The organism is Streptococcus porci DSM 23759 (assembly GCF_000423765.1).
In the GTDB taxonomy this organism is placed as follows: domain Bacteria; phylum Bacillota; class Bacilli; order Lactobacillales; family Streptococcaceae; genus Streptococcus; species Streptococcus porci.
Genome location: NZ_AUIP01000016.1, coordinates 1 through 14345, shown reverse-complemented (window position 1 = coordinate 14345; position 14345 = coordinate 1). Strand labels below are relative to the sequence as shown.

The 14345-nt window shown below is 40.8% G+C and carries 11 protein-coding genes and 6 tRNA genes; all 17 read right to left on the bottom strand.

Going from position 1 to position 14345, the window contains the following annotated elements; genetic code table 11:
- Positions 1 to 20: 20 nt before the first annotated feature.
- Entirely contained in the window at positions 21 to 1472 is a 1452-nt protein-coding gene (purF, locus tag G576_RS0107240; RefSeq protein ID WP_027974035.1) for an amidophosphoribosyltransferase, read from the bottom strand.
- A gap of 120 nt (positions 1473 to 1592) precedes the next feature.
- A complete protein-coding gene (locus G576_RS0107230) occupies positions 1593 to 5318 on the bottom strand; it encodes a phosphoribosylformylglycinamidine synthase (protein WP_027974034.1) in 3726 nt (1241 codons plus the stop codon).
- Positions 5319 to 5367: 49 nt separating this feature from the next.
- Positions 5368 to 6075, bottom strand: a complete 708-nt coding sequence (gene purC, locus G576_RS0107225; protein ID WP_027974033.1) for a phosphoribosylaminoimidazolesuccinocarboxamide synthase — start codon at positions 6073 to 6075, stop codon at positions 5368 to 5370.
- Between the two features lie 131 nt (positions 6076 to 6206).
- A complete protein-coding gene (plsX, locus tag G576_RS0107220) occupies positions 6207 to 7208 on the bottom strand; it encodes a phosphate acyltransferase PlsX (protein ID WP_027974032.1) in 1002 nt (333 codons plus the stop codon).
- 130 nt (positions 7209 to 7338) lie between these two features.
- Positions 7339 to 8103: a DNA repair protein RecO gene (gene recO / locus G576_RS0107215; RefSeq protein WP_027974031.1), complete on the bottom strand. Its 765-nt coding sequence runs from the start codon at positions 8101 to 8103 to the stop codon at positions 7339 to 7341.
- Positions 8093 to 9268, bottom strand: a complete 1176-nt coding sequence (locus tag G576_RS0107210; protein WP_027974030.1) for a pyridoxal phosphate-dependent aminotransferase — start codon at positions 9266 to 9268, stop codon at positions 8093 to 8095. Before G576_RS0107210 ends, recO begins: the two co-directional genes overlap by 11 nt.
- A 73-nt stretch (positions 9269 to 9341) precedes the next feature.
- Positions 9342 to 10307 carry a ribose-phosphate diphosphokinase gene (locus G576_RS0107205; RefSeq protein ID WP_027974029.1) on the bottom strand — a complete coding sequence of 322 codons (966 nt, stop codon included), beginning with the start codon at positions 10305 to 10307 and terminating at the stop codon, positions 9342 to 9344.
- 524 nt (positions 10308 to 10831) lie between these two features.
- Complete coding sequence (locus G576_RS0107200) at positions 10832 to 11053, bottom strand: hypothetical protein (RefSeq protein ID WP_027974028.1); 222 nt, start codon at positions 11051 to 11053, stop codon at positions 10832 to 10834.
- Positions 11054 to 11110: 57 nt separating this feature from the next.
- A complete protein-coding gene (gene pcsB, locus G576_RS0107195; RefSeq protein ID WP_027974027.1) occupies positions 11111 to 12328 on the bottom strand; it encodes a peptidoglycan hydrolase PcsB in 1218 nt (405 codons plus the stop codon).
- A gap of 102 nt (positions 12329 to 12430) precedes the next feature.
- Complete coding sequence (mreD, locus tag G576_RS14145; protein WP_027974026.1) at positions 12431 to 12934, bottom strand: rod shape-determining protein MreD; 504 nt, start codon at positions 12932 to 12934, stop codon at positions 12431 to 12433.
- 1 nt (position 12935) lies between these two features.
- Positions 12936 to 13730 (bottom strand): rod shape-determining protein MreC, encoded by a 795-nt coding sequence (gene mreC, locus G576_RS0107185; protein ID WP_245563026.1) that lies wholly within the window; start codon positions 13728 to 13730, stop codon positions 12936 to 12938.
- A 97-nt stretch (positions 13731 to 13827) separates the two neighbouring features.
- Positions 13828 to 13915, bottom strand: a tRNA-Ser gene (locus tag G576_RS0107180).
- A gap of 6 nt (positions 13916 to 13921) precedes the next feature.
- A tRNA-Ile gene (locus G576_RS0107175) sits at positions 13922 to 13995 on the bottom strand.
- 11 nt (positions 13996 to 14006) lie between these two features.
- A tRNA-Thr gene (locus G576_RS0107170) sits at positions 14007 to 14079 on the bottom strand.
- Positions 14080 to 14090: 11 nt separating this feature from the next.
- Positions 14091 to 14172, bottom strand: a tRNA-Leu gene (locus G576_RS0107165).
- A gap of 5 nt (positions 14173 to 14177) precedes the next feature.
- Positions 14178 to 14250 (bottom strand) — tRNA-Lys (locus tag G576_RS0107160).
- 19 nt (positions 14251 to 14269) lie between these two features.
- Positions 14270 to 14342 (bottom strand) — tRNA-Asp (locus tag G576_RS0107155).
- Positions 14343 to 14345 lie beyond the last annotated feature (3 nt).

Below are 14345 nucleotides of genomic sequence, written 5' to 3'. Positions count from 1 at the left end.
GGGAAATAGCAGAGCTAACTCTATTTACCATCTCTGTAAAAACTAACTTTCTTATCCAAACTAGCTAGATACTCTTCTTCGTAATCGTAAAGTGGTGTTGGATACTTCCCATCAAAATAAGCCACACAGAGTCCGCCATTTGGAGCATCTGTTTCAATTCCAATAGAATCAATAAGTCCATCAATTGACAGATAAGTCAAACTATCCGCGCCGATAATTTCACAGGTTTCTTCAACCGTATGGTTAGCTGCAATCAATTCTTTACGCGTTTGAATATCAATGCCATAAAAACATGGATAGGCAAGAGCTGGGCTGCCAATAGCCACATGAACTTCTGTTGCGCCAGCTTCTTTCAAAAGCTGAACAATACGACGAGAAGTCGTTCCACGCACGATAGAGTCATCAATCATAACGACACGCTTGCCCTTAACAACTCCAGACACAGCAGATAGTTTCATTCGCACGCCTTGCTCACGCAATTCCTGAGTAGGCTGGATAAAGGTGCGTTGCGTGTATTGATTCTTGATAAGCCCCATTTCGTTTGGCAGACCCGATTCTTCGGCAAAGCCCATAGCTGCGCTGAGTGAAGAATTCGGTACGCCAACCACAATATCCGCCTCATGTTTAAACTCACGCGCCAGCTGTGCCCCCATACGTTTACGAGCTGTATGGACATTGACTCCATGAATATTTGAGTCAGGACGGGCAAAGTAGATATATTCCATAGAACAGATGGCCAGCTGCGTATCTGTCGTGTAGGTATCGTAAGTAATACCCGATTCATCAATCACAACCACTTCACCTGGCTTAACATCGCGAATCCATTCGGCTCCGATCACTTCAAAAGCACACGTTTCACTAGACACGACGATGGCTCCATTAGCCATCTTCCCAATAGACAGCGGACGGAAACCATTTGGATCAAGAGCTGCAATTAGCTTGTCTTCCATCATAAGAAGGTAAGCAAAGCCACCTTTAACAGTGTTAAGGGCTTCTTTCACTTTACCCATAAAGCTCGGATTGTGACTGCGACGGATGAGATGCGCCAAAATTTCTGTGTCAGATGAAGACGAGAAAATCGCACCATTACGTTCCAATTCTGTCTTCAGGGTCTTCGTATTGGTCAAATTTCCATTGTGTGCCAGACCAAATTCCATGTCGTAAAATTTGAAATGGAAAGGCTGAATATTATCAATCGAAGCCTCACCAGCTGTCGCATAGCGAACATGCCCAATAGCAGCCGTTCCTGTTAATTTTTCTAGGTTGGCTGGATTTTTGAAAACTTCTGAAAGGAGACCTGTGTCACGGTGACGAAGAAGTTTTCCGCCATCATTGCTCAAAATACCGGCTCCTTCTTGTCCGCGGTGTTGAAGACTGTGGAGTCCAAAGTAAGTCACTTGAGCTGCTTGAGGATGTCCCCAAATCCCAAAAACTCCACATTCTTCATTAAGCGATTTTACTTCATATGTCATCATTCTTTTTCCTTTGCATTTCTTGCACTAGCAAAAATGCGTAAACCTACAGCTAGGATATCATCCCCAGCCTTTTCTGTCATCTAGCTAGAGTAGGCCATTTTTACCTAGCCCACTAGCTTATTTTCCTGTAAAGTAAGCAACAGCGCTACGGAACAAATGCTGATCTTTATTTCCTGGGATATTTTGGAAAAGACCATCTTCGTAACGTTCTGAATGTCCCATCTTACCAATGATTTGACCGTTCTTGCTCGTGATTCCCTCAATCGCATGACTTGAGCCGTTTGGATTGTACTTAGAATCCATACTTGGTTGCCCTGCAAAGTCAACGTACTGGCTAAAGATTTGACCATTATCTCGTAACTGTTCAAACTCTTGATCCGTTACCACAAACTTACCTTCCCCATGAGAAACTGGGATAGCATGGATATCACCGACTTCCACACCAGCAAGCCACGGTGAGTTAGTGTTGGCAATTCGTGTTTCAACCATTTTCGCCACGTGCTGGTTAGCATCGTTATAAAAGAGGGTTGGTGATGTTTCAGTAGCATCTTCAAAGTTCCCGTATGGAAGTAAGCCTGACTTGACAAGAGCTTGGAAACCATTACAGATACCAATAATCAGCCCACCTTTTGCAATAAAGCTGTCAATAGCAGCGCGAACTTTCTCATTGAGCAAGATATTAACAATGAACTTAGCCGAACCGTCAGGCTCATCTGCTGCAGAGAATCCACCTGCAAAGAAGATGATATTAGCCTTGTCAATGTTGTCAACCATTGTGTCAACTGATGCTTCAATAGCTGCTTCATCAAGTGTTACAAACGGTACCAAGTTAACTTTTGCACCTGCTTGTTCAAAGGATTTGGCTGAATCGTACTCAGAATTTGTACCAGGGAAGACTGGGATGTAAACCAATGGTTCAGAAATTTTTTCACTTGCTTTAATCACTGCATCTGAAGCAACTGCTGGAACATCTTCAAGTTTTGTACTTTGTTCAAATTCAGTTGGATAAACATCTTCGAGTTTGCCTTCAAAGGCTGACAAAAGTTTATCTCCTGCAAGATTGACACCATTGACAGCAAGTGTAAAGTCAGCTGTAGTTTCACCGATTTTGCTAGCTTCAGCAATTTCTTCAGTAGATGTAAAGATAAAGCCACCGAGTTGTGCAGTCAAGCTAGTCTCAAGCTCTGCCAATTCTACTTTAGCACCGATATGGTTACCAAAAGCAGCAAGTGCCAAGCTTTCAATTACACCACCGTATTTAACAGCTGAAGCTGATGTGATATGGTGTGCTTTTTGAATCGCTTCAAATTTAGCAAAATTAGCTTTAATCAAATCAAAATCAATCTCTTGTGAAATAGCTTGCCCTGGAATGTAGTAAATGTATTCACCAGCTGCTTTAAATTCTGGCGAAAGAACATTACGACTATCAGCTGTTGTCACACCAAAAGCAACCAAGGTTGGCGGTACTGTCAATTCTTCAAAGGTACCAGACATTGAGTCTTTACCACCGATTGATGGTAAGCCAAGTTGCAATTGCGCTTCAATTGACCCAAGAAGGGCTGACACTGGTTGTCCAAAGCGTTCAGCTTGTTTATCCATACGTTGGAAATATTCTTGATAAGAGAAGCGTGCTTTAGACCAATTCGCACCTGTTGCCACCAAACGCGCTGTTGCTTCGATAACAGCGTAAGCTGCACCATGATATGGTGACCATTCAGCGATATAAGGGTTGAACCCTTGTGCCATAACTGACGCTGTTGTTGTTACACCGTTTTGAACAGGAAGTTTTTGAACTGAACTTTCTGTTGGTGTGATTTGATAACGACCACCAATTGGATGGTTAACCGTTGAACGACCAACAGAGCTATCAAAGATGGTTTGTAAACCTTTTTGACTGGCATGATTAAGGTCAGAAAGAACATTTACAGTGTCAGATTCAAGTGTCGCAGCTGAAGTTATACGTTGTTCTGGCATGTCAACTTGACTGTCAACGACATTAGCATCAACCACCACGCGCACTCCATTTGTATCAAGGAAACGACGTTCAATATCAACGATTGTTTGACCATTCCAAGTCATAACAAGATTTGGTTTTTCAGTAACTGTGGCAACCACTACCGCATCAATATTTTCTTTATGACATTCTGCCACGAAAGCCTCAACATCTTTCGGACGAACCACAACAGCCATACGTTCTTGTGATTCAGAAATAGCAATTTCAGTTCCGTTAAGTCCTTGGTATTTAAGTGGCACTTTGTTAAGGTCGATTTCAAGACCGTCAGCTAATTCACCAATTGCCACACAGACACCGCCAGCACCAAAGTCGTTTGATTTTTTAATGAGGCGAGTCACATGACCATTACGGAAAAGACGTTGAATTTTACGTTCTTCAATGGCATTCCCTTTTTGTACTTCTGCACCAGCTGTTTCAACAGATTCAACTGTTTGAACTTTAGATGAGCCAGTTGCACCACCAACACCGTCACGACCAGTTTTACCACCAAGAAGAATAACCACATCACCAGCTTCTGGTTTCTCACGAACAACATTTTCCTTAGGAGCTGCACCGACAACGGCACCAAGTTCCATACGTTTAGCGACGAATCCTGGGTGGAAATACTCTTTAACATAAGTTGTGGCGAGACCGATTTGGTTACCATAAGAAGAATAACCATGTGCCGCTGTTTTAGAAATCACTTGTTGTGGCAATTTACCAAGACGTGTTTCTGAAATTGGTCTTGTAATATCGCCAGCTCCTGAAATACGCATGGCTTGATAAACATAAGAACGTCCTGACAAGGGGTCGCGGATTGCACCACCGATACAGGTTGCGGCACCACCAAAGGGTTCAATTTCTGTTGGGTGATTGTGTGTTTCGTTCTTGAACATCAAAAGCCATGGTTCTTTAACACCATTCACATCAACTTCAATTTCAACAGAACAGGCGTTAATTTCGTCTGACACTTCCATATCGTCCAAACGACCATTCGCACGTTCGTAACGACCAAAGATTGTCGCCATGTCCATCAATGTTTGTGGCTTTTCAGAACGTCCGAGTTCATCACGCATAGCAATATATTTATCATAAGTTGCCTGTAATTGTTTTTGGAATTTAGAGGCTGAAAAGTCAATATGTTTAAGCTCAGTTTCAAAAGTTGTGTGACGGCAGTGGTCTGACCAGTAAGTATCCAAAACTTTCAATTCTGTTTCCGTTGGCACGCGCCCAATTGATTTGAAATACTCTTGGATAAAGACAAGGTCATCAACTTCCATTGCTAAACCTTGCTCAGCTTTATAATTAGCAAATTCAGCCGCTGTATAAGTCTTGAAGAAATCAAGATTTGGAATCATTTTGTCTGATTCTGAAAATGCTTGTGGCGCAATTCCTGTCGTAATATCTTTAAAACGAGAATCTACTGGATTAAGAAGATAATTCTTAACTGCATCAAGTTCAGCAGTATCAATATCCTTGTTAACAAGATAAAGTTGAGCCGTATTAACCGTTACATCGTTATTGCTGCCAAGTAAAAGCAAAGCTTCTTGTGATGACGCTGCACGTTGGTCAAATTGACCTGGAAGTGATTCAATAGCAAAGAAAGCATAGTTAGAAAGTTCAGCAACCACATCACTCTCAGCCAAAATATTATCCGTTACTTGTTCAGAAAAAATGTGTTTTTCAGCACGCGCGAATAACTTTTTGTCTAGATTAAAAACATCATAAACCTGTACAATGCGTAATTCTTTTAAACTACTTAATTGCAAATTATGAGCTAACTCTTTGAGAAGCGAATTTGATTTGATTCCAAAAGACGCTTTCTTCTCAACAAAAATACGTTTGTCCATTATTATTCCTTTTTCTTCTTTGATAATGTCAGGATTTCCAATCCCTAAATCAATTCAAGCACTTCAGCTTTTCAAGCACCACTTTGTAAACATCTGTTAAGCTTCCCAAATCACGTCGGAAAACATCCTTATCCATGTGATTTCCTTGAGCATCCCAGAGACGGCAATTATCTGGTGAAAATTCATCTGCGAGAATGATCTTCCCATCTTTATCTTTACCAAATTCTAGCTTGAAATCAATCAGTTTAAGACCAATTTGATTAAACCAATCTTTTAAAAATTCATTGATACGACGTGTTTCTGCTTTGATATAGGCAATTTCTTCATCGCTTGCAATACCAAGGAATTTCACATGTTCATCATTGATAAAAGGGTCGTCCAAATCATCGTTTTTATAATAGAATTCTATGATTGGTGTTTCTAAAGCGATGCCTTCCTCTACACCAAAACGTTTTGAAAAGGAACCAGCCGTCATATTGCGTAAAACAACCTCAAGGGGGATAATATCTACTCTTTTATTAAGTTGCTCTGTATCTGAAATTTGCTCAATAAAATGCGTCTCTACACCAGCAGCGTTCAATTTGGCAAAAATAAGAGACGAAATCTGATTATTAAGCACTCCCTTACCCTCAATAGTTTCCTTACGAGCCCCATTGAGCATGGTTGCCTGATCCTTATAGACCGATTTAATCACATTTTCGTCTGATGTCGTGTATATATCTTTAGCTTTTCCCGTATAAATAAGTTGTTCGGACATGATTTTGTTCGCCTTTCGCTTTGATTAGTGCCATTTTATCAAATTAATCGTATTTATTCAAACAAAATCTGAATTTGAGATAAAATAAAAAGCTATCATTCGTAAATATCGAACAATAACTTTTTAAGGTTCTATTTATCTGTCTTTTGAGCAAATTCCTCAACTAACTGATTGACCACATCCGTTTCCAGCATGGTTCGGATTTGTTTAATGGTGTAATAGATAGATTTGGCATCACTCGATCCGTGAGATTTCACCACTGGTGCTTTGGTGCCAAAAAGCACAGCTCCGCCAGCTGATGAATAATCCAAGGTCTTTTTCATTGAGCGCAAACTGTCTTTCATAAAGAGGTAACCAATTTTAGCTTTCCAGCCACCGCCTTCGATAGAAGATTTTAGTTGCTTAAGAATACTAAGTGCCGTTCCCTCGATAGATTTAAGCACAGCGTTTCCCGTGAAACCATCCGAAACGACAACATCCGCCACTCCATCCATGAGATCTCGTGCCTCAACATTTCCAATAAAGTTAATCGTTGGCTCCGCTGCGAGGAGCTGATAAGCTTCCTTGTGGACAGGTGTCCCCTTGGTATCCTCAGTGCCGTTATTGAGGAGGGCAACACGAGGCTTATCAATGCCACGGACATTTTTAGCATAGAAAGAACCTAAGATTCCATATTGATGCAGGTGCGCAGCTGTATTTTCTGCATTAGCCCCTAGGTCTAACATATCAAAACCTTGCCCATCAGAGGTTGGTAAGGTAGATAATAAACCAGGGCGTTCAACACCTTTGATACGACCAACCACAAAGAGGCCAGCCGCCAAAAGAGCTCCTGTATTGCCCGCAGAAAGTACAGCATCCGCCTCTCCATCCTTAACCGCCTTGGCTGCCAAGACCATAGAAGCCTTCTTTTTACTGCGGATAGCTTTGGCTGGTTCATCCTCAGAGTTAATTTTTTCGTCCGTATGGACAATGCTGACACGATCTGTTGCCGTCAAATGTTGACGAATCTTTGCCTCATCACCATACAAAATCACTTCAATATCCTTAAACTCAGCTAGCGCCTGAATAACACCCTCAACAATAGCCTTGGGTGCATGATCGCCACCCATAGCATCAACTGCAATTTTTTTCATAAAACATACAAGGATTTTTCAACTTAACAAAACTCAGTCAAAAATCTCCTCAATCCAGTCCTAAAAGGACAGGAACTTCCTTTCCTTAAATACTTTGATAGTCACATTATAGCACAAAGAACAGCTAAAATCAGCTGTCCTTCTTCATCACATCTCCCCACTTAGCCAAATCATCAATAAATTTTTTACTTTTAAGCTGAATCCCCACATAATTATCGTAGATACCATCAATAAAGTGGCGGAGCTTCTGCTTCATCTCAGGTTTGACAGAAATCGTCTTGATTTCATCAAAATGCACTGACTGAAATTTATCCAGCAAATAAGGCACATTCGGATCCAGCTGACTCCGCTTTAAATCCTTGTCGTAATGTTCAGGACAGAGTAGCCCCGAATATTTGTATGAAAAGTCAAAACGTTGCCTCACTTTATGGCAAAAAACACAGTCATGAAAATTCAACTGAGCCCCAAAACGCTCCAAGATCTGGACTTCAAAAATATTGGTCAAAATCTCATAATCCAATCCTTCATCCATTAGTTCCAAAGTTTTACCTAAAAAAGCAAAAAGATGAGGATCTGGCACATTGTCCGCAATAGCCGCATCTGCTAAAGCAACAACATAAGTCGCATAGGACAGCATAAAAATATCTGAATTGATAGTCTTATAAATCGAAGACTCATGGTAATCGTCAATGTATGACAGACCAGACTCATTCAATTTAAGCAGAAAATCAGCGCTAGTCAAGGGTTGGATAACTGAAGCCAATTTTGATTTACTGGCATGTTTCACGAAAAACATTCGCTTACCAGCCTTCTCGGTAAAAATTTTAACCAGCTTATCATCTTCGCGATAGTTGCGATTGTAGAGAACAATCCCTCGACTTTCTCTAATCTCCATACTGCTCCATAAAGATTTCCAAACGGCGCATAGCCTCCTCAATAACTTCCATACTAGCAGCATAAGAAATACGTAAGTAGCCCTCACCATACGGTCCAAAGGCTACGCCTGGAATGAAAGCAACAGCCTGTTCCCTAGCCAACTTTTGCAAGAAAGCGAATGAATCCTGACCATCCGCCACTGGAATTTTTGCAAAGATGTAAAAAGCTCCGTTAGGACGAATGATTTTAAAATTCATAGCCGTCATCTTGTCAATAATAAAATCACGACGCTTAATGTACTCCGCTTTCATCGGCTCCGCATCGTTTTTCCCATTTGTCAACGCAGCAATAGCCGCAAACTGAGAAGCTGTCGTCGCCGCTGTTACCAAGTACTGGTGACTCTTAATCAACTGTGCTGTTAGCTCTGCTTTGGCAAAAATCAAACCCAAACGCCAACCGGTCATCGCATGTGATTTAGACAAACCATTGATGACAATCGTCTGCTCGGGGATAAACTCAGCGATAGACACGTGTGGCTCCTCCGTGTAATTAAGCTCCGAATAAATCTCATCACTAACTACAAAGACAGGGAACTTACCCAAAACCTCAGCAAATCCTGCAATTTCCTCACGTGAATAGGTCACACCCGTTGGATTTGCAGGGTAATTAAGAAGAACCGCTTTAACCTTATCACCATGTTCTAAAAGGGCAGCCTCAAGCATCTCTGGTGTCAGGATGAAATCATTGGCCGTTGTGTCGATTTCCACAATTTTAGCACCCATAAGAGTGACGATTGGCTCGTAGCCAGGATAGGCTGGAGCTGGTAAAAGCACCACGTCACCTGGCTCTAGAATGGCCGTCAAGGTCGCAGAAAGCGCCTCTGTTGCTCCCACCGTCACCAAAATTTCATTTTCTGGATTGTAGGTCAAGTTATATTTTTCTTGGACAAAAGCTGACGCAGCTTGGCGCAATTCCAAAAGACCAGCCATACCCGTGTAGTGACTTTGATTAGCATCAATAGCAACCTTAGCCGCTTCTTTAACATGGTCTGGCGTATTAAAATCAGGCTCACCCAAAGTCAATTTCAAGACCCCAGGAATATTAGAAATAGATTGATCAAACTGTCTAATCATCGACACTTCAATCTTATTCAAATTCTTATTAAAACGATGTCTAACGTCCATAAACTCACCTCATAACGATAATAGTCCCATTATACCAAAAAAATCTGCCCAAAGGACAGATTTTACGCATGTCTTATTTATGGCCTAATTCAAACAATGGTGAAAGAGGACGTTTTTCGTGAATTCGAATGATGGCATCTGCCAAGAGATCAGCAATTGAAATTTGTTCAATCTTATCAATTAGACGCTCTTTTGGAAGATAAATCGTGTCAAGGACTACCAGTTTCTCAATAGCCGATTTAGTAATATTTTCAAGAGCAGGACCAGAGAGAACTGGGTGAGTACAAGAGGCATAGACAGCTGTTGCTCCAGCTTCAGCCAAAGCATCAGCCGCATGACAAATCGTACCAGCCGTATCAATCATATCATCAATCAAGATACAAGCCTTGCCTTCAACATTACCAATGATATTCATAACTTCGGAAGTGTTCATCTTATCGACACTACGACGCTTATCAATGATAGCAATAGGTGTCTTCAAGAACTGAGCCAGCTTACGAGCACGTGTCACACCGCCGTGGTCAGGACTGACAACGACCACATCCTCACCCTTGAGACCAGCCCGATCGAAGTAATCAGCAATAAGCGGTGCCCCCATCAGGTGATCAACAGGAATGTCAAAGAACCCTTGAATCTGAGCAGCATGAAGGTCTACTGTCAAAAGACGATCAACACCAGCTACTTCTAGCATATTAGCAACTAATTTTGAGGTGATTGGTTCACGAGCACGTGCCTTTCGATCTTGACGAGCATACCCATAATAAGGCATGACAACATTGATTGTTTCCGCACTGGCTCGTTTTAAGGCATCTACCATAATCAAAATTTCCATCAAATTATGGTTTACAGGTGCTGAAGTTGATTGCAAAATATAAACATGATGACCACGAATAGATTCCTCAATATTAACTTGAATTTCACCATCCGAAAATTGACGAACAGACGATTTCCCAAGTGCAATACCCATGGAATCTGCTACTTTTTTTGCCAATTCTTGATTCGACGACAAAGCAAAGAGCTTCAAGTTATTGTAAGACATGACTTCCTCCAAGAATTTTTTCTCAACTCCTATTGTAACCCTTTTTAAAGGATTTTTCAATGAGTTACTGCTTATAAGACACACCTTATAAATGAAAAAATTCTCGAAGTATCTTCACACCCCGAAGCAATTTTTAAACTGGTAGAAAAGCTCCATGTTCATAGCATTAACCTACTTCCAAAATAATCGTAACAAATAGTCAGAAATAGACAGTGGCTTACAGCGATAACTCAACTCTTTCTCCAAAAATTGAATGACTTTCAATAACTGAAAAGACTGTTTGCATCCTGTATTAGATTGAAAGCAGTTCATTTGCCTAATATTTGCTTATGATGCTCACAATAGAACACACAAAAAAACAATACATACTCCCTCTCTCATCTCCACACAATTTATACTACTTAAAATGATTGATTACTAGTTATTCATATCATATACCCCTCAGTAATCAAGGACTTCGATTTGATCGTTAGCCATCTCAATACGGTAGTAGTCCTAGCCTTTTTAAACTACTCACCCACTAATTAGCACAACAGATAAAACCTAGCAGCCTCGTAAAGACTATCCTGATTTTCTTTAACTGCTAAATAATAATATTCTTTGCCAATATCAATCAGACATAATAACTGCAAAATAACCTTTATTCCATACCTTTCATCAACGAAAATGATAACCTCTAACTCTAGTCTAGCACTTCGATTATCTTTACAATCTTCGTTTTTGAAAACAAAAATTTCTTCATGCATTCATTATGGCTATTAGATAACAAGAAAAAGAGTCCTTTCGGACTCTTATAAGTTCTACTATGGATAAATATATCCTGTGATACCATCAGCAGCTGGATTGAACCAACCGCGGAAATTACCAACGTAACGGTTTCCAGCATAGTTAGATTCCATAACTTGGATTTGTGAACCATTGACAGCAGTTACAACGGCTACGTGCCCATAAGCACCGCTTGTCCATACAGCTACAGCTCCAACCTGAGGAGTTGTACCTGTGCTATATCCAGCCGCCGCCGCTGAATAAAGCCACTGATTAGCATTACCCCAATAGTTTCCAACCCACGGAGCAAGTGATTTAGCTCCCCAAGTACACTCACCAACTGGATAAGTGTTTGAGGCAGAATAGACTGTTTTTTTACTTTCTGTTGCAACTGTAGGAGTTGTATCTGTTTGAGTCGTCACAGCAGGTGTTGGTGTCGTTTGAACAGTTTGTGTGTTAGAAGCGGTCTCTACAGCAGCAGGTGTTGCCTGAACTTGAACAGCCTGTGCTTGCGCAGCAGCCTCTGCAGCGGCTTTTTCACGCGCTGCTTTCTCGGCCGCAGCTGCAGCTGCCGCAGCTGCTTCTGCAGCAGCTTTTTCTTGAAGCAAGTTAGCTTTTTCGTTTTCAGCAGTCGTCAATTGAGCAGCTAAGTTGATTTGAGCAACTTCAAGTTCTGCCTGTTGTGTCTTCAATGACACTTCATTTGCTGCTAGAGTCTTTTGGTTTTCCCAAACCGTATTGATTGCGGCTTGATTTTCTTCTTGTTTTTTCTCAAGAGAAGCCTTATCTTCCTCTTGCTGTTTCAACATGCTTTCATTAGCAGAAACAACTTCACGGATAGCTACGACACGACCAATCGCATCTGATATTGAATCTGCATCAATAATTGCTGAAATGTAGTTTGTTGCTCCGCTGTTTTGTTGAGCACTACGCGCTTGATTTTCTAAAGATTCTGTACGAGCGATAATTTTATCTGACAAATCTTTGATTTCAGCTGTCAATTTTTCAGACTCAGCTGTCAAACGTTTATTTTCTTCTTCTAACTTAGTTTTTTCATCTTGAAGTGCAGATACTTGCGCTTGAATTGAAGACACTTGTGCTTTTGCAGCAGCTTGTTCTGCAGATAGGGTACTAATCGTTGCCTCTTTTGCAGCAATTTGTGCTTCATAATCTGTTGCTGATACGAGAGTTAGATTTGAAGTTGTGCTCAGCGCAATACCGCTTAGCAAAATCACTGATAAGATACGTTTCTTCATAAGGTAATACTTTCCTTTCAATAAGACAATATACATTCTACCAAAAAAACGCGCACTCTATGTTACGCGTTTATTACAGTTTCTTGATAGTTTAAAACAAAGCTAGTTTTTTTCTGTAACAGTCTTAAAAAGTGGATGAATTAAGACATAAAGCATACTATTAAAGACCAACGTTGGCATTAAATGATAATTTATTTCAAAGTCTATAGGATATTTAGTCAGGTCATAAATATTAGCGAAGCCATAAGCTCCAAGCTCAGAAAGCAAAATAAGTGTAAGAAACATCAAAAAACGAAGAAAACCTATTTCAAGAAGTCCGCTATGCCTTTTCACCAAGTAAACCAAGAGTGGGTAAATAAGGACTGTCAGACCAACAGTATGAAAAAAATAGCTATCAGTTACCAATCCCAAGAGGAAGGAAACAAAATACAAACTTGGACTAGAAAACCTTTTTTCCAAATATAGAAGGATAATGAGGCTCATATGACTTGAGAAAAGAAAAGGTCTAGGAAGTAGGTCCCCTAAAAGCAGAGAAATCTGACTATCAAATAAAAAGGATAGGAGGAAGAAAACAATAATCGTCACAAATGTTTTGAACTTTACCATATTACTCTCCTAATAAAGTAACATAGGAGAGATGGTCAAAATCTGCCCCTGGCGTGACATAGACAGTTCGATTGAGTTCGTCCTCTGAGACTACTTCTAGAACCTTACCAAGCTTGACATTGGCAACTGTTTTTCCATCTAAGCCACTCGTTAAAACTTGACTATCTTTTGAAATATCCAACTTTTTATTTAATTTAGTAACTAAAAAAGCATTTTTTTGAACATCAAAGCCAGATAAAATTCCATACACATCGCCCGATTTGGCCAAAATTTTGACTGGTATTTCAGCCAAATCACCTGTATTTGTTAATAAATTTACCGTTGAGAAACTTGAGGAAGTCTGACTAACCAAACCGATTAAATGACCATTTGATAAAGCTAACATATTGTTAGACACCCCCTGATCTTCGCCGACATCTAGCGAAATCCAATCCAACCAAGCAACTGTTGATCTACCGATAACCTGACCAGTCAAAACTTTTCGCCCCTCAAATGAGTTTTTTACATCCAAACTAGCTTTTAAGGACTCATTCTCAGCAATTAAGGACTTCATTTTTTCATCATATGATTCCAACAGAGTCAATTTTTCTTGCAAGCCAGAATTTTCCTTTCTCAACTCATCTACTGAAGATAAATCAGAAAAAAACGCCTTTGTTGTAGAAAGTGGGTAAGAAACTAATGATGACATCGACATAGATATTTTAGAAAGGCCATGTGAAATATTTCTACGTGCCCCAACGTCTCTCAAAAGAAAAAAAATAAGTGAAGCAACACAAGTCACAATCACTACACTCATCAATACAAAACGAGAAAAACGAAACTTTCGCACAGTAAACCCCAAAATCTAGAAAAAATAAAACGAGTTACCTAAAAGATAACTTCGCTTGAACTAACGGAGAATAAGGGATTCGAACCCTTGCGCCAGTTACCCGACCTAACGATTTAGCAAACCGTCCTCTTCAGCCTCTTGAGTAATTCTCCAATATATGGGCACGAGTGGACTCGAACCACCGACCTCACGCTTATCAGGCGTGCGCTCTAACCACCTGAGCTACGCGCCCAAAATAAAAAATGCCGGCTACATGACTTGAACACGCGACCCTCTGATTACAAATCAGATGCTCTACCAACTGAGCTAAGCCGGCCTATCTTCCTATGCGGGTTAAGGGACTTGAACCCCCACGCCCTTCGGCGCCAGATCCTAAATCTGGTGCGTCTGCCAATTCCGCCAAACCCGCATCTATGACCCGTGCTGGGCTCGAACCAGCGACCCTTTGATTAAAAGTCAAATGCTCTACCAACTGAGCTAACGAGTCTCTCCAATCCCTCGATTGACGGTCCCGACGGGAATCGAACCCGCGATCTTCGCCGTGACAGGGCGACGTGATAACCGCTACACTACGGGACCTAT

Excerpts from the sequence above, each read along its gene's own strand:
- purF (WP_027974035.1), bottom strand. The coding sequence starts at position 1,472 with ATGACATATGAAGTAAAATCGCTTAATGAAGAATGTGGAGTTTTTGGG.
- G576_RS0107230 (WP_027974034.1), bottom strand. The coding sequence starts at position 5,318 with ATGGACAAACGTATTTTTGTTGAGAAGAAAGCGTCTTTTGGAATCAAA.
- purC (WP_027974033.1), bottom strand. The coding sequence starts at position 6,075 with ATGTCCGAACAACTTATTTATACGGGAAAAGCTAAAGATATATACACG.
- plsX (WP_027974032.1), bottom strand. The coding sequence starts at position 7,208 with ATGAAAAAAATTGCAGTTGATGCTATGGGTGGCGATCATGCACCCAAG.
- recO (WP_027974031.1), bottom strand. The coding sequence starts at position 8,103 with ATGGAGATTAGAGAAAGTCGAGGGATTGTTCTCTACAATCGCAACTAT.
- G576_RS0107210 (WP_027974030.1), bottom strand. The coding sequence starts at position 9,268 with ATGGACGTTAGACATCGTTTTAATAAGAATTTGAATAAGATTGAAGTG.
- G576_RS0107205 (WP_027974029.1), bottom strand. The coding sequence starts at position 10,307 with ATGTCTTACAATAACTTGAAGCTCTTTGCTTTGTCGTCGAATCAAGAA.
- G576_RS0107200 (WP_027974028.1), bottom strand. The coding sequence starts at position 11,053 with ATGCATGAAGAAATTTTTGTTTTCAAAAACGAAGATTGTAAAGATAAT.
- pcsB (WP_027974027.1), bottom strand. The coding sequence starts at position 12,328 with ATGAAGAAACGTATCTTATCAGTGATTTTGCTAAGCGGTATTGCGCTG.
- mreD (WP_027974026.1), bottom strand. The coding sequence starts at position 12,934 with ATGGTAAAGTTCAAAACATTTGTGACGATTATTGTTTTCTTCCTCCTA.
- mreC (WP_245563026.1), bottom strand. The coding sequence starts at position 13,730 with ATGAGTGTAGTGATTGTGACTTGTGTTGCTTCACTTATTTTTTTTCTT.